Raw genomic sequence first — 17,622 nt, forward strand, 5'->3', positions numbered from 1 at the left:
CCTACTTGCGGGCAGTGACAGTGCGGGTGCGGCCGAAGCCGCGGGTGCGACCGGGGGCGACCCGGGGGTGGGAGGTGCGCGTGGGCCTCCCACCCCCTCGTCGCTAGCCGCCCCGGGCCGTGCGGCGGCGCTTCCGGAGCGCCGTCGACGCCAGGGCCAAGGCAGCGAGGCCCCCGGCGCCCGCGGCCAGCGGTGCGACCAGGGACGGTTCACGGGGCTGCTCGGCGAGGGCGGTGCCGGTGGCCGTCGCCGCCGGCTCGGCCCCGTAACCGCCGGCCTTGCCCTTCTTCGCGTACGCCGAGCCCGGGAGCTTGTCGCCGTACGCCTTGTGTACGCGGTCCCGGTAGGCGGTGAGAGTGGTGCCGGCGGCGCCCACGGCCCGTACCGCGTCCTCGTCCAGGGGCAGCACGCGCGCGTGGCGCTGCACGAACCAGGCGTCGAGCTGCGGTTCGCGGAAAACGGTCCCTCCCGGGAGCGTTCGGGCGCCCTTCGCGGCGAAGCGTGCCTCGTCGTCACCGGTGGCGATGTTCACCACCTGCCAGGGGCCGCTCTCGCCGTTCCCGGGAACCATCCACAGGGATGCCCTGCGGCCGTCCGAAGAGACGGCTGTTCCCGCGAGGTACTCCAGCTTCGCTATGGGTACGCCCTCCCGGCCCGCCACGAAGTCCGGGGCGAGCGTGTAGACGGGCACTGTGGCGTCCGCGACACGGGGGTCGGCCGCCTCTGCCGTGACGGCGCCCTCGCGGGCGAAGAAGCGGGCCAGGGTGTCACGGGTGGCGGGCGCGGCAGCCGCCTTGTGCGCGGCGGCCCGGTGCTCGGCGGAGGGGGCAGCCGGGGCGGGCGGCGCCGGGTTCTCGTCGGCGCCGGCCCGCGGGGCGAGGCCCAGCAGGAGGGTCGCGGCCGCGGCGGCGACGGCGGCCCGGGTGACGTGTCCGGTCATCGCGATCACGCCCCTATCCGGTAGAGCGAGTGGGTCCAGGAGAAGGAGTTGTTGTCGACGTACCAGCTGTGGGAGGCCCAGTTGTAGCGGTCGCTGCTGGCCCAGGGGTCGCCCCAGTAGACCCAGCTGTTGGCGGTGTCGTAGCCGTAGATGACGTGCATGTGACCGCCACCGCTCTGCCACTGGATGCGGGTCTCTATGGGGCGGTCCGCGTTGACCTCGGTCTGTACGGTCGGGTAGCGCAGCCAGCCGGTGACGTACGAACCGGGATTGACGCCCGCCCAGTCGAGACCCTTCTGGACGTTTCCGAGGGTGGCCTGGCTGTTGGGGCATTCGGTGCCCTGCTGGCGTCCGAAGGCGGCGTTGCAGAACTGGTTCTGGGTGTGGTTCCTGCCGAACCAGGCGGCGATGGTGTTGCCGCCGGCGGCCCAGCACCAGTTCGTCTTCTGCTGGGCCTGCATGGTGATGCCGAGGCGCTTGGCGGCGAGCGCCGCCGACGGGTCGGCGGTGGTGGCGGTGGTGGCGGCCGCGGCGGTGGCCGTGGTGGCGGGGATGCTGAGCAGGACTGCGGCGATCACGACGGCCGGGGAGAGCCGTCTCTTTCGGTTGCGCATCGCGTTCCTCCCGAGGCGGGGGGTGAATGGAGGAGCGCGTCCGGACGCTGTTGTGGAGCATCAAGTGTTGTCGGGGGCAGGTCAACACGCTTCAATGCGGGTGGCTCGGCGCTGTGAACGGTGTGGCCCGGGAGTGAACGTTCCCGCTTCGCCCACCTGGCCACCGGCCCCCGCAGGCGCACCGTCGCGCCCGTCACGTCGTGAACGTTCACTGGAGGATCCCGATGCCGCAGATCACGGGCAAGGGGGCGCGAGACCGCGGACAGCGGGCGCCGGGAAGCACGGACGACGCCGCGCAGGCGGATCTGGAGCAGGCGCTGCACACCGGCCCCTTCCACCTGGCGCTGCGTGCCGCGCTCGCCGCGCGCGGGCTGCCGTTGCAGCGCGTACAGCACCATCTGGCCGCCCGCGGGATCAAGGTCGGCGTCACGAGCCTCAGTTACTGGCAGCAGGGCGCGCGGCGCCCACAGCGTCCCGAGTCGCTGCGCGCCGTACGCGCGCTGGAGGAGCTGTTGCGGCTGCCCGGCGACTCACTGATCCGGCTGCTCGGCGCCGGGGATGTGCGCAGTGATGCGGAGCGCCCCGCCGCGCGCTCGTACCGCGCTCTCGTCGAGGCGTCCGACGCGCTGGAGGGGCTGCTCGCCGAGCTGGAGTTTCCGGCGGACGGCGGGCTGCACACGGTGGGCCTCCACGAGCGCGTACGGATCGGAGCCGCGCGGGAGCTGATCGCCCGCGACTCGCAGCACGTCGTACGGGCCCACCGCGACGGCATCGACCGCTACCTGGCCATCCACCACGGAGACCCGGGGTGCGACCCCGCGCGGGTGGTGGTGCGGGCGCGCGAGAACTGCCGGACGGGCCGCGTGCGGTGGGACGCGGACTCGGGGGTCGTCGTGGCCGAGCTGCTCTTCGACGCGCGGCTGCGGGCCGGTGAGACGTACCTCTTCGGTTACTCCGTCGAGGACGGCACCGGCGGCCCGAGCAGCGAGTACGTACGCGGCTTCAGCTTCACGGGCGGGCAGTACGTGCTCCAGGTGCGCTTCGACGAGCGGGCGCTGCCCGTACGGTGCCGGCGCTTCACCCAGACCTCGGCGGGCGCGGCGCGCGGCGCCCGCACAGACCTCACGCTGAGCGGCCGGCACGGGACGGTGCACCTGGTCGAGCAGGGGGTGCGGGCGGGCATCCTGGGGATCGACTGGGACTGGGAGTGACCTGCGGGGTCAGGCGTCCGGGCCGGTGGCCGGTCCGGTGGCCGCGCCGGCGTCCTGGCCCGCGACGAGCTTGCCGCCTTCGACCTTGACCGGGATCGCGGGCAGCGGCACGGTCGCCGGGCCCTGGAGCACGTCACCCGTCGTCACGTCGAAACGGCTGCCGTGGCAGGGGCAGTTGCCTTCGCCCTTCTCGACCTTGTCCAGGACACAGCCCGCGTGCGTGCACTGCGCGCTGAACGCCTTGTACTTCCCCTCGGCCTGGCAGCTGACGATGATCCGCTGCTCGCGGTAGAGCTTCGCGCCACCGACCGGGACCTCGTCCGCCGCACCGAGGCTCACGGGTGTGGAGGGCAGCGGCTTGGCGTGGCCGAGCTTCGACTCGGTGGAGCAGGCCGCCACACCCAGTCCCGCCGCGCCGGCGAGTACGGCGCCCTTCAGCACGGTGCGGCGGGGGGCTGACTGGCCGGACATGCGGTCTCCACTGGTCAAGGGATGTATGACATTCGTACGACAGACCCGACGATACCGGCGGAGATCGGCGGCTCTCGCGCGGGCTGTCCCGGCGGGCGGCGATGGGTTACGTTCGGGCCTGTGATCGTCGTCGCCGGAGAGTCCCTGATCGACCTGGTGCCGCAGGGGACGGGCGCGCTGGCGCCCCTGTCGCCGCGGCTGGGCGGCGGGCCGTACAACACCGCCGTGGCCCTGGGGCGACTGGGCTCCCGCACCTCCTTCTGCTCCCGGATCTCGACGGACGGCTTCGGCGAAGCCCTCGTCGAAGGGCTGCGAACGGCCGGCGTGGACACCTCGCTCGTCCAGCGCGGTGCGGAGCCGACGACGCTGGCGGTGGCGGCGCTGGACGCGGACGGATCGGCCGGTTACGGCTTCTACACGGAGGGCAGCGCGGACCGTCTCTTCGAACTGCCGGCCGCGGCTCTCCCTGCGGACGTACGGGCGCTGGCTCTCGGCACCTGCTCGCTGGTCCTGGAGCCGGGGGCGAGCGCGTACGAGGCGCTGTTGCGGCGTGAGGCGGGGCGCGGGCTGTTCACCCTGCTCGACCCGAACATCCGGGCCGGCCTGATCCCGGACGCGAACGCCTACCGTGCGCGCTTCAGGAGCTGGCTGCCGTACGTCTGTCTGCTGAAGCTGTCGCAGGAGGACGCGGCGTGGCTGGGCGGGTCGGTGGAGGAGTGGCTGGCGGCGGGGCCCGCGGCGGTGGTGCTGACGCGGGGCGCGGAGGGGATGACGGTACGGACGAGATGCGGCGGGGCGGACGTGAGTGTCCCGGCGGTACGGGTGGAGGTGGCCGACACGATCGGTGCGGGCGACACGGTGAACGCGGCACTGCTGCACCGGCTTTCGGCGCACGGGGTGCTCTCGGCGGAGGCAGCGGCGGCGGAGGCGGTGGCGGCGCTGGACACCGCCGCCTGGAGCGACACCCTGACGTTCGCGGCCCGCGCGGCCGCGATCACCTGCTCCCGCCCGGGCGCCAACCCGCCGTACGCGACAGAGCTGGCGTCGTAAGGCCGACGCGTCCGGCTTGGTTTCGTCCGAACCGCCCCACGCGAACGGCCCCTCACCCGGGCACGGGTGAGGGGCCGCACAGGAAGCGCGAGCGTCACGCCTTGCGGGAGCGTGCCGCCTTTGCCGGAGCGGTCGCGCCCGGGGCCTTCTTCGCGGTGGCCGCCCTCGCCGTCGCCGTCTTCCTGGCCGGGGCCGACTTCGCCGCTGCCACCGCCTTCTTCGCCGGCGCCTTCTTGGCGGACTTCTTCACCGGGGTCGCGTCGCTCACCCGGTCGCCCAGGATGTCCCTGAGGAACTTGCCCGTGTGGCTCGTCGGCACGGCGGCCACCTGCTCGGGGGTGCCCTCGGCGACGACCAGGCCGCCGCCGTTGCCGCCCTCGGGGCCCATGTCGATGACCCAGTCGGCCGTCTTGATGACGTCCATGTTGTGCTCGATGACGATCACCGAGTTGCCCTTGTCGACCAGGCCGGACAGCACCGTGATGAGCTTCGAGATGTCCTCGAAGTGCAGACCCGTGGTCGGCTCGTCCAGGACGTACACCGTGCGTCCCGTGGACCGCTTCTGCAGCTCGGAAGCGAGCTTCACGCGCTGCGCCTCACCGCCCGACAGCGTCGGCGCGGACTGGCCGAGGCGGACGTACCCGAGACCCACCTCATTGAGCGTCCTGAGGTGACGGGCGATCGTCGGGACGGCCTCGAAGAAGTCCAGGGCCTCCTCGATCGGCATGTCCAGCACCTCGGCGATGGACTTGCCCTTGTAGTGGACCTCCAGGGTCTCCCGGTTGTAGCGCGCCCCGTGGCAGACCTCGCACGGGACGTACACGTCCGGCAGGAAGTTCATCTCGATCTTGATGGTGCCGTCGCCCGAGCAGTTCTCGCAGCGGCCGCCCTTGACGTTGAAGGAGAAGCGGCCCGGCAGATAGCCGCGCACCTTCGCCTCCATCGTCTCCGCGAACAGCTTGCGCACGTTGTCGAAGACACCGGTGTACGTCGCCGGGTTGGACCGGGGCGTACGGCCGATCGGTGACTGGTCGACGTGGACCACCTTGTCGACGAGGTCGTCGCCCTCCACGCGCGTGTGGCGGCCCGGCACCGTACGGGCGCCGTTCAGTTCACGCGCCAGGTGCGTGTAGAGGATGTCGTTGACCAGGGTCGACTTTCCGGATCCGGAGACGCCGGTGACGGCCGTCAGTACGCCGAGCGGGAAGGACACGGCGATGTCACGCAGGTTGTTCTCGCGGGCGCCGTGGACGGTGAGCTGACGCGTCGGGTCCGCGGGTCGGCGGATGTCCGGCATGGCGATGGACCGCTTGCCGGCCAGGTACTGACCGGTGACGGACGCCTTGTTGTCCAGCAGCTCCTTGAGCGAGCCGCTGTGGACGACCTTGCCGCCGTGCTCACCCGCGCCCGGGCCGATGTCGACGATCCAGTCGGCCACCTTGATGGTGTCCTCGTCGTGCTCGACGACGATCAGGGTGTTGCCCATGTCGCGCAGGCGGACCAGCGTCTCGATCAGGCGGTGGTTGTCGCGCTGGTGCAGACCGATGGACGGCTCGTCCAGGACGTACAGCACTCCGACGAGGCCGGAGCCGATCTGGGTGGCGAGCCGGATGCGCTGCGCCTCGCCGCCGGACAGCGTGCCGGCCGCCCGGTTGAGCGACAGGTAGTCGAGGCCGACGTCGACCAGGAACCTCAGCCGCTCGTTGACCTCCTTGAGCACGCGCTCGGCGATCTTCTTGTCACGGGCGTTCAGCGTCAGCCGGCCCAGGAACTCCGCGCAGTCGCTGATGGACATGGCGGCGACCTCGGCGATGGACTTCTCCATGACCGTGACCGCGAGGACCAGCGGCTTGAGGCGCGTGCCGTTGCAGGTCGGGCAGTGCACCTCGCGCATGTAGCCCTCGAAGCGCTCCCTGCTGGAGTCGCTCTCGGCCTCGGAGTGCCGCCGCTTGACGAACGGCACCGCGCCCTCGAAGGACGTGGTGTAAGCCCGCTCGCGGCCGTACCTGTTGCGGTAGCGGACCTCGATCTGCGTCTTGTGGCCGTGCAGCAGGGCCTTCTTGGCACGCTGCGGCAGCCCGGCCCACGGGATGTCCGTACGGAAGCCGAGTGCGTCGGAGAGCGCGCCGACGAGGCGCGCGAAGTAGTCCTTGGTGTGCCCGTGGGACCAGGGGTTGATCGCGCCCTCGTCGAGGGACTTGTCCTCGTCCGGGACGATCAGCTCCGGGTCGACCTCCATGCGCGTGCCGATGCCGGTGCAGTCCGGGCAGGCGCCGAAGGGCGAGTTGAAGGAGAAGGACCGGGGCTCCAGCTCCTCGAACGACAGATCGTCGTACGTGCAGTAGAGGTGCTCGGAGTACATCCGCTCACGGTCGGGGTCGTCCGCGGGGAGGTCGACGAAGTCGAGGATGACCATGCCGCCGGCCAGCCCGAGGGCGGTCTCCACCGAGTCGGTGAGCCGGCGCTTGGCGCTGTCCTTCACCGTCAGGCGGTCGATGACCACCTCGATGGTGTGCTTCTCCTGCTTCTTCAGCTTGGGCGGCTCGCTCAGCTGGATGGTCTCGCCGTTGACCCGGGCGCGGCTGTAGCCCTTGGTCTGGAGGTCGGCGAAGAGGTCGACGAACTCGCCCTTGCGCTCGCGCACGAGCGGCGACAAAACCTGGAAGCGGCTGCCCTCGGGCAGCTCGAGCACCTTGTCGACGATGGCCTGCGGCGACTGGCGGGCGATCGGCCGGCCGCACTCGGGACAGTGCGGCTTGCCGATACGGGCGAACAGCAGGCGGAGGTAGTCGTAGACCTCGGTGATGGTGCCGACCGTCGAGCGCGGGTTGCGCGAGGTCGACTTCTGGTCGATGGACACCGCGGGCGACAGGCCCTCGATGAAGTCCACGTCGGGCTTGTCCATCTGGCCCAGGAACTGACGGGCGTAGGAGGAGAGCGACTCGACGTACCGGCGCTGCCCCTCGGCGAAGATCGTGTCGAACGCGAGGGAGGACTTGCCCGACCCCGAGAGCCCGGTGAACACGATGAGGGAGTCACGCGGGAGGTCGAGCGAGACGTTTTTGAGGTTGTGCTCGCGAGCGCCACGAACGATGAGACGGTCGGCCACGCCGGTCCGCACCTTTCTTGAGAGAGGCAGAGAGGACTGAGCCCCCCGGTTCTCAGACTATGGGGGTAACCACAGCGATGTTGTAAGGATTCCTGATGCCTCCGACGAGCGTATAGCACGTGCATTCGAATTAGAGCCACGGCCGGACGGCTTCACTCGATCGTGTGACCGGACTATCGTCGGCGCCATGAACGATCACGTGCGCGACCTGGCCTCTGTACGCGAAGCGACCGACCGGCTCCTCGCCGCGACCGGCAAGCTGGACAACGCCGACGTGACGCAACCGTCACGGCTGCCGGGCTGGACGCGCGGGCACGTACTGGCTCACCTGGCCCGTAACGCGGACGCTCTGGTGAACGTCCTGGCAGGCCGGCCCATGTACGCGAGCGCCGAAGCGCGCGACGCCGACATCGAGCGCGGCGCCCCGCGCCCGCTCGTCGTACAGCTGGAGGACGTGCGCGAAAGCGCGGCCCGCTTCGACGACGCGGGCGCCGCTCCCGCCGACTGGTCCCGTACGGTCGCCCTGCGCAACGGCGTCACGGACTCCGCCTCCCGCATCCCCTTCCGCCGCCTCGTCGAGGTCGAGCTGCACCACGTCGATCTGGGCGTCGGATACGAGCTGGAGGACCTGCCGGAGGAGTTCACGGGACGCGAGATCGCGTTCCTCGCGGACCGCTTCGCGGGGAACCCCGGCGTACCCGCGATCACGCTGACGGCCACCGGCGGACGGCAGTGGCGTACGGGAAGCACCGAAGGCGTTCCCGTGAACGTCACCGGCAGCGCCCCCGACCTCCTGGGCTGGCTCGCGGGCCGCCGCGACGGCGCCGGGCTCGACACCGCCGGCGCCCCGCTGCCCGCGCTGCCGCCGCTATAGGCTGGCTCCATGACGTACAGCGGAGCGGTCAAGGTCGGCGGTCCTGCGCACGTGCACGAGCTCACGGACCTGTTGATCTCCAAGGTCGCGGTCGGGTCCATGAACAACAACGCGTACCTGCTGCGCTGCCGGGACACCGGAGAGCAACTGCTGATCGACGCGGCCGCCGAGCCGCGCACCCTCCTGAGGCTGATCGGTGACGACGGCATCGGGTCCGTCGTCACCACCCACCGCCACGGCGATCACTGGCAGGCCCTTGCCGAGGTCGTGGCGGCTACAGGGGCGCGCACGTACGCGGGCCGGTACGACGCGGAAGGCATCCCCGTCGCGACCGACGTACTGCTCGAGGACGGCGACACCTTCCGGGTCGGGCGCATCGAGCTGACCGCCCGTCACCTGGCAGGCCACACGCCGGGCTCCGTCGCCCTGGTCTACGACGACCCTCACGGGCACCCGCACGTCTTCACTGGGGACTGCCTCTTCCCGGGTGGCGTGGGCAACACCTGGAAGGACCCTGAGGCCTTCGCGAGCCTCATCGGTGACGTCGAGGAGAAGCTCTTCGGCCGGCTCCCCGACGAAACCTGGGTCTATCCCGGGCACGGCAACGACACCACGCTCGGGAACGAGCGCCCGCACCTGCCCGAGTGGCGCGAGCGCGGCTGGTAGAGCGCGGGACCCGCAGCAGCCGGTACGACTGCTTCCGTGCGCCCCGTAACCGCTGTTCGGGTCGGGTAGTTGTGGGCGCATGCGCGAAGAACGACCTCCCTCCATGATCCGCCTGGCCACCGCGTCGCTCGCCGGAACAGCCATCGAGTTCTACGACTTCTTTGTCTACGGAACAGCCGCCGCGCTCGTTCTCGGGCCGCTCTTCTTCCCGACGTTTTCGCCGCTCGCGGGAACGCTCGCAGCGTTCGGCACCTTCGCGGTCGGTTTCATTTCACGACCGCTCGGATCTGTCGTCTTCGGGCACATCGGCGACCGTTACGGGCGCCGTCCTGTCCTGTTCGCCTCACTGTTGCTCACGGGAATCGCGACCGTCGCCGTCGGCTGCGTACCGACGTACGGGTCGATCGGAGCAGCGGCGCCCGTACTCCTTCTGGTGTTGCGCTTTCTGCAGGGCCTCGGGCTCGGCGGCGAGTGGGGCGGTGCGGTTCTGCTGACCGCCGAGCACGCCCCCGCGAACCGGCGCGGACTGTGGGCGAGTTTCCCGCAGATCGGCCCCCCGGTCGGCTTCCTGCTGGCCAACGGCGTCATGCTCGCCCTCTCGGCGTCACTGACCGACGCGCAGTTCGCGGCGTGGGGTTGGCGCGTGCCGTTCTGGGCGGCGGGCCTGCTGGCCGCGGCCGGTCTCCTGCTGCGTACGTCCCTGTCGGAGACCCCGCAGTTCAAGCAGCTCGCCGAGACCGGCGAGCGGGCGACCGTCCCCCTCGCCGAGGTCGTACGCGACCACTGGCGGCTCGTCATGCTCACGGCCGGCGCGCTCGCCGTCGGATACGCGGTCTTCTACGCCGTGACGACCTGGTCCCTCGCGTACGCGACGGAACAACTCGGTGTCAGCCGTACGGTGATCCTCGCCTGCATCATGGGGGCCGTGGCGATCACGGGCGTGGTCACGCCGTTCGTCGCGATGCTGGGCGACCGTCACGGGCGCAAGCCGCTGTGCCTGCTGGGCTGCGCGGCGGCAGCGCTGTCGATGTTCCCGATGGTCGCGCTGCTGCACACCGCCGAGCCCCTGTTGATGTTTCTCGGCTTCCTCGGAGCGCTGCTGTCGTTCGTCACCATGTTCGCGGTGGTCGCCGCCTACCTGCCGGAGCTGTACGAGCCGAGGGTGCGCTGCACGGGCGCGGCCGTCGGCTACAACCTGGCGGGGGTACTCGGCGGCGCGCTGACCCCGATCGTCGCGACGGCGGTGGCGCACGGCGAAGGGCCGCCCTGGGGTGTCGCCGTGTATCTGACCGTCATCGCGCTGCTGAGCCTGGGGTGCTTCGCGCTGCTGCCGGAGACCAGGCCCGCGCGCACCCCTGTGGCGGAAGCGGCCCCTGCCTGAAACCGACCCGTACGAACGCGAACCGGCCGGTGCGAGCGGTACTGCTCCGCTCGCACCGGCCGGTGAGTCCCTGACGCGGTCAGGACTCGACGCTCTCCTTGTCGCCGGCCTCGACGGCCTCCGCCGCCTCGGCCGCCGCGCGCTGTTCCGTCTTCTTGTTGGCGATGAGGCTGGTGATCGTGGTGATGATCAGCACGCCGCAGATGACCGTCAGCGAGAAGGGGATGGAAATCTCGGGCACGTGCACCCCGGACTCGTGCAGGGCGTGGAGCACCAGCTTGACGCCGATGAAGCCCAGGATGACCGACAGGCCGTAACTCAGGTGGACCAGCTTCTTGAGCAGTCCGCCGATGAGGAAGTACAGCTGCCGCAGACCCATGAGGGCGAAGGCGTTGGCGGTGAAGACGATGTACGGGTCCTGGGTGAGACCGAAGATCGCCGGGATCGAGTCCAGCGCGAACAGCACATCGGTGGTGCCGATGGCGAGCATGACGACCATCAGGGGTGTCAGGACGCGCTTGCCGTTGTTCCGGATGAAGAGCTTGGTGCCGTGGTACTTGTCCGCGACGCCGAAGCGGTTCTCGATCGACTTGAGGAGACGGTTCTCCTCGAACGCCTCTTCCTCGTCGTCGGCCCGCGCCTCCTGGATGAGCTTCCAGGCGGTGTAGATGAGGAACGCGCCGAAGATGTAGAAGACCCACGAGAAGTTGGCGATGACCGCGGCACCGGCCGCGATGAATATCGCGCGCAGGACCAGGGCGATCAGCACGCCGATCAGCAGTACACGCTGCTGGAGGTGGGACGGCACCGAGAACTTCGCCATGATCAGCACGAAGACGAAGAGATTGTCCACGCTGAGCGATTTCTCGGTGATGAAGCCGGCGAAGAACTCACCGGATGCCTGCGCGGTGCCGAATATCAGCAGTCCCAGGCCGAACAGCACGGCCAGGGCGATCCAGACGCCCGTCCAGATTCCGGCTTCCTTGATCGACACGTCATGCGGCTTGCGGCCGATGAGGAAATCCACACCGATCAGGGCGACCAGACCGAGAATGGTCAGCACCCAAAGAGTCATTGAAACGTCCACTGCGCCTCCGGCAGATAGCTACGGCAACTCACTCAGCGTCGTCGCTGCCGGAGGTCTCTTCCACCCGAGCGCGTCCACGCGCTCGGGCCGACGCCCCGGGACCGATGGCGGTCCGTATTGACGGGTACGTCGCAGCCGGGAGTACTCCCCTCCGCTCCACGAAGAGTACAGGAACTACCAAGAGGAGGTAAAGGGATGGGTAAAGCACTCCCAAAAGCGCCGGTCAGCGGGGCAGTGACCGCCTCGCGGCCGCCACTTGTGCGAGTGCCTGCCGCAAAACCTGGCTGCCCGGTGGCGGCAGCAGCGGCTCGTACGTCCACGTATGACCGACCCAGGGGTCGATCAGATGGTCGTCGGGCACCGGTGTGACCCGCAGCAGCGCCCGCCACAGTGGATCGAGCACCGGACCGTACGCGCTCGCGTCCTCGCGGTCCGCGACCATCATCAGGTGCACGCCGACCGGCGGGCCCTCGTCGGCCAGATAGCGGAGCTGGGTGACGGCGCGGTCGTCGAAACCGTGCGGGAAGTCGTTGACGATCAGGAGCTGCTCGGCCGTGTCCAGGTCGGGCGGGAGCGAGTCCGTCACCCCGCCCCGGACCGCCATCTGCACCAGTTCCACCCGCTGCGTGAGCTTGGCCAGCACCGCGGCCACGCCCTGAGCGCCGGACGCGGGCGGCGCGTCGAGCACCCCGGACTCGGTCAGCGGGGCGAGCGCGGGCGCGCCTGTGCCCGCCGGGTCGATGACATGAACGGTGAACTCGCCCGCGGGGTAGACCGCCAGCAGGCGTGCCGCGTGCGCTGCGGCGGTCTCCATGGCCGCCGCACGCAGCTGGTCGGACTCCATCATCAGCGCGGCCTCGGAGCCGGAACGGCCACTGTCGATCCACAGGCCGCGCTCCAGCGGCAGGCGGACCAGCATGGGGATGCGCAGGTCCGGGCGCTCGGGCAGACGCAGGTCGCCGACGCGCAGGGCCATCGGGATCTCCATGGGGACCCGGTAGCCGTGCCAGACCGGGCTGGCCCAGGAGGCGAAGGCGGGCGGCAGAGCGGGCTCGACGACGTCGGCCTCGGCGGCGAGCTGTGCCAGGTCGCGGTCCAGTACGTCGCGGGCCTGGCCGACGAGCTTGTCGTGCTTGGCCTGGGCCGCCGCGCGGGCGGTGTCGCCCGCGGTCCCGATCCGGCTGCGCGGGTCGGAGAGTGCTTTGTCGAGCTCCTGGTCCATCCGGGATTCGGCGAAGTCGACCGCGCTGCGGTACGCCGCGGTGGTGCGGGCCAGGTCTTCGAACATCCCCCACACCTGGTTGTACAGGCGCTCCTCCATGGACCAGCCGGTCGCGTCACCGGCGACGGGCTGGGGGTACTGGCCGGGCGGTGCGGGCGGCGCGGTGGGCGGCGGGGGCGACGGCGCGGTGTTCTGGCGGCGTGGGTGCGCGTAGTCGATCGGGCCGCCCGGCGGTGTGGGCACGAGTGGTGGGGCGGGTGTGGATGCGGGTGTGGCTGCCGGTGCCGACGCGGGCGGCGGCGGAGCGTCGGTCTGCGCGTCGCGTCCGAGGTTCGTGGCGTGGGACGTCGTACGCCGGGCCCGGTCGTCGTCCTGGCTGCGGGGCGGGGGCGGCGCGACAGAGCGGGCCATGCCGCTGCTGACCGCGTCCTGGATGGCGGCGGCGAGTTCGTGTGCCTGCGTAAGGCCCTGGTCGCCGAGCATCTCGGCGAGGCCGCCGGCGTAACCCTGGCCGACGGCACGTACCTTCCAGATGCCCTGCCGGCGGTAGAGCTCCAGGGCGACGACGGCGGACTCGCTGTCCAGGCCGGTCACGGTGTAGTTGGCGACCTCGGAGCCGTCGAGCCCGGTGACGGAGACGAAGGGGGCCGCGACGGCGCCGAAGCGGACCGGGCCTCCGACGCCCATGGGCAGGGCGAGCAGGACGTTCACCCGGTGCACGGTCTCGGGCAGGGCCTCGAGGTCCACGGCGAGCCGGTGGTCGGCCGCGGCCTGCTTGGACACTTCGAGCCCGGGAAGGTTCGGCGAGCCGGGGTGGGCGACCCACTCCGTACCGCGTACGGTGCCGTGCTCGTCGCCAAGGGTGGCACCGGCCACGACCGGCTTGCCGGCCGAAACCCGGATCTCCAAACGGGCCTGGGACAAGGGGTGGTTCTGCCCCCGGACCAGCTCGGCCGTCATCGCCTGTCTCCCCCGCGTCGCAATGGTGGATGTGGTGCAGCTCCCGACGGCACGATGCCTCCGGGAGCTGCGCGTACTTCAGCGGTCGCCTGCTACAGGTGCGGCAGGATCGACGGCATCAGGTCCTGGAAGGTACGGCCGTTGGCAGGGGTGCCGATGGCCGTCATCTTCCAGCCGGCGCCGTCGCGGTGCACCTTGGCCATGATCTGGGCGGTGTACTGGCCGCCGCCGTCGAGCGTGTAGCGGGCCATCTCCTGGCCGTTGGTCTCGTCGACGATGCGGCAGAACGCGTTCTGCACTTCCTGGAACGTCTGGCCGGTGAAGGAGTTCACCGTGAAGACGATCTGGTCGATGTGCACCGGCACGCGCTGGAGGTCGACGAGGATCGCCTCGTCGTCCCCGCCCTGGCCGGCGCCGCCGACCAGATTGTCACCGGTGTGCTTCACGGAGCCGTCGTCGCTGACGAGGTGACGGAAGAAGACGACGTCGACCGGCTGCTTGTCGGCGAACAGAACCGCCGAGGCATCGAGGTCGACCTCCCGGGTGCGCGAACCGAACAGACCGCGCCGCGGCGCCGCCTGCCAGCCGAGCCCCATCCGGACGGCGGTGAGCGAACCGCCGCCCTTCTTCTCCAGGCTGATGGCCTGACCCTTGGTCAGATTGACGCCAGGTCCCCCGGGCGCGCTGCCCTTGGATACATCCACCACGCGCTGTCCCCTCTCCATGCTTACCCCGCGGCCCGCCCGTGTGCGTGCGGCTGCCCAGAACCCTACGCAGTCACGCCCGGGCCGCCACAGCCGCGTCGCACTTTGTGTCGGTCTTGCAACACACCAGGTGCCGGGCGGGCGCCGGGGCCGTCAGGCCTGCCCCGCCTCCCTCATCTGCCTCAGTTCCTTCTTCAGCTCCCCCACCTCGTCGCGGAGCCGCGCGGCCACCTCGAACTGCAGCTCGGCGGCCGCCGCACGCATCTGCTCCGTCATCTCCTCGATGAGCGCGGCCAGTTCGGCGGCGGGGCGGTCGGTGAGCACATCACCCTTCTTGCCCGCCCTGGCGCCCTTGGCCGCCTTGCCGCCGAGCACGGGCACCGGGGCCTTGGCCCCCTTGCCTTCCTTCGCCTGACGGAAGCCGGAGCCGAGGAGCTCTTCGGTGTCGACCTGCTCGCGCGCGATCGACGCGACGATGTCGTTGATCTTCTTGCGCAGCGGCTGCGGATCGACCCCGTGCGCCGTGTTGTACGCGATCTGCTTCTCGCGGCGGCGGTTCGTCTCGTCGATGGCCTTCTCCATCGCCGGGGTGATCTTGTCGGCGTACATATGGACCTGTCCGGAGACATTGCGCGCCGCGCGGCCGATGGTCTGGATCAGGGAGGTGCCCGAGCGCAGGAAGCCCTGTTTGTCGGCATCGAGGATGGCCACCAGCGAGACCTCGGGCAGGTCGAGACCCTCACGCAGCAGGTTGATGCCGACCAGTACGTCGTACTCACCGGACCGCAGTTCGCGCAGCAGCTCGACGCGGCGCAGTGTGTCGACGTCGCTGTGCAGATAGCGGACCTGGATGCCGAGTTCGAGGAAGTACTCGGTGAGGTCCTCGGACATCTTCTTGGTGAGGGTGGTGACCAGGACGCGCTCGTCCCGCTCCGTGCGCTTCCTGATCTCGTGCACCAGGTCGTCGATCTGGCCCTCGGTGGGCTTGACGACGACCTCGGGGTCGATGAGGCCGGTGGGGCGGATGATCTGCTCCACGAAGCCGTCGGAGCGCGAGAGTTCGTACGCACCGGGGGTGGCGGAGAGGTAGACCGCCTGGCCCACGCGCTGCTGGAACTCCTCCCACTTCAGGGGGCGGTTGTCCAGGGCGGACGGCAGCCGGAAGCCGTGGTCGACGAGGGTGCGCTTGCGGGACGCGTCGCCCTCGTACATCGCGCCGATCTGCGGCACGGTGACGTGCGACTCGTCGATGACCAGCAGGAAGTCTTCGGGGAAGTAGTCGATGAGGGTGTGCGGCGCGGTGCCGGGGGCGCGGTCGTCCATGTGCATCGAGTAGTTCTCGATGCCGGAGCAGCTGCCGATCTGGCGCATCATCTCGAGGTCGTACGTGGTGCGCATGCGCAGACGCTGGGCCTCCAGCATCTTGCCCTGCTTCTCCATCTCGGCGAGCCGGTCCTCCAGCTCCTTCTCGATGCCCCTGACGGCCTTTTCCATCCGCTCGGGTCCGGCGACGTAGTGGCTGGCCGGGAAGACGTACAGCTGCTCGTCCTCGCTGATGATCTCGCCGGTGAGCGGATGGAGCGTGGAGAGCGCCTCGATCTCGTCGCCGAACATCTCGATGCGGACGGCCAGCTCCTCGTAGACCGGGAAGATCTCGATGGTGTCGCCGCGGACCCGGAAGGTGCCACGCGCGAAGGCCACGTCGTTGCGCGTGTACTGGATGTCGACGAAGCGGCGCAGCAACTGGTCGCGGTCGAATTCCTCGCCGACCTTGAGCGGCACCATGCGGTCCACGTACTCCTGCGGCGTACCGAGGCCGTAGATGCAGGAGACGGAGGCGACCACGATGACGTCGCGGCGGGTGAGCAGCGAGTTCGTCGCGGAGTGGCGCAGCCGCTCGACCTCCTCGTTGATCGAGGAGTCCTTTTCGATGTACGTGTCCGACTGCGGGACATACGCCTCGGGCTGGTAGTAGTCGTAGTACGAGACGAAGTACTCGACGGCGTTGTTCGGCAGGAGCTCGCGGAACTCGTTCGCCAGCTGGGCCGCCAGGGTCTTGTTCGGCGCCATGACGAGCGTCGGGCGCTGGAGCTTCTCGATCATCCAGGCAGTGGTCGCCGACTTGCCGGTGCCGGTCGCGCCGAGCAGGACGACATCCTTCTCACCTGCGCGAACGCGCCGCTCCAGCTCGGCGATGGCCGCCGGCTGGTCACCGCTGGGCTGGTAGGAACTGACGACCTCGAAGGGCGCCACCGTACGTTCGATGCTTGAAACGGGCCGCATGCATCAACCGTACGGCCAGGCACTGACACTCACGTGGTGATCCCGCCGGGTCAGCGGCGCCACGAGGTTTCCGGGGCCGGGCGCGGGACGCCGGGTCCGCCGTGCCGCTGCCCGTCGGCCCGGCCCGTGATCAGCAGCGGATCGAACAGCACGATCACGCCCGCAAGGAACAGGAAGATCACCGGGCCGATCAGCATCGGCATGAGTACCAGGGCGGACGTCTCGCCGCCGCCGGCGCCGGTCGCGGACCCGTGGAGATGGACGCTGAGCGCGGCCATGCCGGTGTAGTGCATGCCGCTCACCGCGACGCCCATGATCAGGCTCGCCCCCAGGGTCGGCAGGAAGCCACGGATCGACACGGCCGCCCAGAGCGCGACGGTCGCGGCCACCACCGCGATCAGCACGGACAGGGCGACGGTGACCGTGTCGTACTGGAGCTGGCCGCGCAGTCGCATTCCGGCCATGCCGAGGTAGTGCATGGTGGCGACCCCCAGACCGGTTATCGTGCCGCCCGTGACCAGCGCCATTGGGGTGACTCCCCGGTGTCCCACGATGAAGACGCCGATGCCCACCATGACGATGGCGACGCCGAGGCTGGCGTACGTCAGGGTCGCGTCGTAACGGACCGGGGTCTCCTTCACCGCGAAACCCATCATTGCGATGAAGTGCATGGTCCAGATCCCCGACCCGATCGCGGTCGCCCCGAGCGCGAGCCAGCCGGTCTTCCAGCGCTGCTCGTTCTTGAGTGACCTCGCGGTGCAGCGCAGTCCGAGCGCGCCGCCGAGACAAGCCATGACGTACGCCGCGACCGGGGTGAGGAGGCCGTAGCTGAATCCGTCGACAGTGCCCTGCATGCCCTTTTGCGCCCTTCAGCTTCCGTCGCCGGCGGGTGGGGCCCCACTGGTGGTACGGAGGCCCGTTTCGGGCGAGAGTAGGCCGAGCCGGGTGATCAGTACACGCTTTCCCGGCAATTGGGCGGCAGGGAAATTGACACGTGACGCGGCCAGGTCGGTTTCGTTCACTTCGTGGCCATCCTTCACCTGTCCATCG

14 protein-coding genes are annotated in these 17,622 nt (G+C 70.0%); 5 read left to right on the forward strand and 9 right to left on the reverse strand.

Features of this window, described 5'->3' with window-relative positions:
• Positions 1-103: 103 nt before the first annotated feature.
• On the reverse strand, positions 104-940 hold the full coding sequence (locus AC1P0E_RS07295; RefSeq protein WP_482741332.1) for a hypothetical protein: 837 nt from the start codon (positions 938-940) through the stop codon (positions 104-106).
• 5 nt (positions 941-945) lie between these two features.
• Entirely contained in the window at positions 946-1,554 is a 609-nt protein-coding gene (locus AC1P0E_RS07300) for a papain-like cysteine protease family protein (protein WP_482741333.1), read from the reverse strand.
• A 224-nt stretch (positions 1,555-1,778) separates the two neighbouring features.
• Between AC1P0E_RS07300 and AC1P0E_RS07305 the strand changes: the two genes are divergently transcribed.
• Entirely contained in the window at positions 1,779-2,765 is a 987-nt protein-coding gene (locus tag AC1P0E_RS07305; RefSeq protein WP_482741334.1) for a hypothetical protein, read from the forward strand.
• Positions 2,766-2,774: 9 nt separating this feature from the next.
• Here the strand turns inward: AC1P0E_RS07305 and AC1P0E_RS07310 are convergent, their stop codons facing one another.
• On the reverse strand, positions 2,775-3,236 hold the full coding sequence (locus AC1P0E_RS07310; protein ID WP_482741335.1) for a Rieske (2Fe-2S) protein: 462 nt from the start codon (positions 3,234-3,236) through the stop codon (positions 2,775-2,777).
• Between the two features lie 120 nt (positions 3,237-3,356).
• On the opposite strand from AC1P0E_RS07310, the gene AC1P0E_RS07315 reads away from it, so the two are divergent.
• The gene (locus tag AC1P0E_RS07315) at positions 3,357-4,286 is read left to right on the forward strand and encodes a carbohydrate kinase family protein (RefSeq protein ID WP_482741336.1); all 930 of its coding nucleotides are present in this window, start codon (positions 3,357-3,359) and stop codon (positions 4,284-4,286) included.
• 94 nt (positions 4,287-4,380) lie between these two features.
• Here AC1P0E_RS07315 and uvrA read toward each other — a convergent pair whose 3' ends face one another.
• Positions 4,381-7,395, reverse strand: coding sequence for an excinuclease ABC subunit UvrA (uvrA, locus tag AC1P0E_RS07320; protein WP_482741337.1), 3,015 nt, complete (start codon positions 7,393-7,395; stop codon positions 4,381-4,383).
• Positions 7,396-7,582: 187 nt separating this feature from the next.
• Between uvrA and AC1P0E_RS07325 the strand changes: the two genes are divergently transcribed.
• From AC1P0E_RS07325 to AC1P0E_RS07335, 3 genes are all read left to right on the forward strand, one after another.
• The gene (locus AC1P0E_RS07325) at positions 7,583-8,269 is read left to right on the forward strand and encodes a maleylpyruvate isomerase family mycothiol-dependent enzyme (RefSeq protein ID WP_482741338.1); all 687 of its coding nucleotides are present in this window, start codon (positions 7,583-7,585) and stop codon (positions 8,267-8,269) included.
• A 9-nt stretch (positions 8,270-8,278) separates the two neighbouring features.
• A complete protein-coding gene (locus AC1P0E_RS07330; protein WP_482741339.1) occupies positions 8,279-8,935 on the forward strand; it encodes an MBL fold metallo-hydrolase in 657 nt (218 codons plus the stop codon).
• A 103-nt stretch (positions 8,936-9,038) separates the two neighbouring features.
• The gene (locus AC1P0E_RS07335) at positions 9,039-10,316 is read left to right on the forward strand and encodes an MFS transporter (RefSeq protein WP_482745676.1); all 1,278 of its coding nucleotides are present in this window, start codon (positions 9,039-9,041) and stop codon (positions 10,314-10,316) included.
• A 79-nt stretch (positions 10,317-10,395) separates the two neighbouring features.
• Here the strand turns inward: AC1P0E_RS07335 and AC1P0E_RS07340 are convergent, their stop codons facing one another.
• From AC1P0E_RS07340 to AC1P0E_RS07360, 5 genes are all read right to left on the reverse strand, one after another.
• A complete protein-coding gene (locus AC1P0E_RS07340; protein WP_482741340.1) occupies positions 10,396-11,403 on the reverse strand; it encodes a TerC family protein in 1,008 nt (335 codons plus the stop codon).
• Between the two features lie 223 nt (positions 11,404-11,626).
• On the reverse strand, positions 11,627-13,585 hold the full coding sequence (locus AC1P0E_RS07345; RefSeq protein WP_482741341.1) for a TerD family protein: 1,959 nt from the start codon (positions 13,583-13,585) through the stop codon (positions 11,627-11,629).
• A gap of 92 nt (positions 13,586-13,677) precedes the next feature.
• The gene (locus AC1P0E_RS07350) at positions 13,678-14,244 is read right to left on the reverse strand and encodes a TerD family protein (protein WP_482745677.1); all 567 of its coding nucleotides are present in this window, start codon (positions 14,242-14,244) and stop codon (positions 13,678-13,680) included.
• A gap of 198 nt (positions 14,245-14,442) precedes the next feature.
• A complete protein-coding gene (uvrB, locus tag AC1P0E_RS07355; protein ID WP_482741342.1) occupies positions 14,443-16,572 on the reverse strand; it encodes an excinuclease ABC subunit UvrB in 2,130 nt (709 codons plus the stop codon).
• 50 nt (positions 16,573-16,622) lie between these two features.
• A complete protein-coding gene (locus AC1P0E_RS07360; RefSeq protein WP_482741343.1) occupies positions 16,623-17,426 on the reverse strand; it encodes an MHYT domain-containing protein in 804 nt (267 codons plus the stop codon).
• Positions 17,427-17,622: the final 196 nt, after the last annotated feature.

Source organism: Streptomyces sp. TRD_SC_5, assembly GCF_056836825.1.

Excerpts from the sequence above, each read along its gene's own strand:
- AC1P0E_RS07300 (WP_482741333.1), bottom strand. The coding sequence starts at position 1,554 with ATGCGCAACCGAAAGAGACGGCTCTCCCCGGCCGTCGTGATCGCCGCA.
- AC1P0E_RS07305 (WP_482741334.1), top strand. The coding sequence starts at position 1,779 with ATGCCGCAGATCACGGGCAAGGGGGCGCGAGACCGCGGACAGCGGGCG.
- AC1P0E_RS07345 (WP_482741341.1), bottom strand. The coding sequence starts at position 13,585 with ATGACGGCCGAGCTGGTCCGGGGGCAGAACCACCCCTTGTCCCAGGCC.
- uvrB (WP_482741342.1), bottom strand. The coding sequence starts at position 16,572 with ATGCGGCCCGTTTCAAGCATCGAACGTACGGTGGCGCCCTTCGAGGTC.
- AC1P0E_RS07330 (WP_482741339.1), top strand. The coding sequence starts at position 8,279 with ATGACGTACAGCGGAGCGGTCAAGGTCGGCGGTCCTGCGCACGTGCAC.
- AC1P0E_RS07295 (WP_482741332.1), bottom strand. The coding sequence starts at position 940 with ATGACCGGACACGTCACCCGGGCCGCCGTCGCCGCCGCGGCCGCGACC.
- AC1P0E_RS07310 (WP_482741335.1), bottom strand. The coding sequence starts at position 3,236 with ATGTCCGGCCAGTCAGCCCCCCGCCGCACCGTGCTGAAGGGCGCCGTA.
- AC1P0E_RS07360 (WP_482741343.1), bottom strand. The coding sequence starts at position 17,426 with ATGCAGGGCACTGTCGACGGATTCAGCTACGGCCTCCTCACCCCGGTC.
- AC1P0E_RS07325 (WP_482741338.1), top strand. The coding sequence starts at position 7,583 with ATGAACGATCACGTGCGCGACCTGGCCTCTGTACGCGAAGCGACCGAC.
- AC1P0E_RS07335 (WP_482745676.1), top strand. The coding sequence starts at position 9,039 with ATGATCCGCCTGGCCACCGCGTCGCTCGCCGGAACAGCCATCGAGTTC.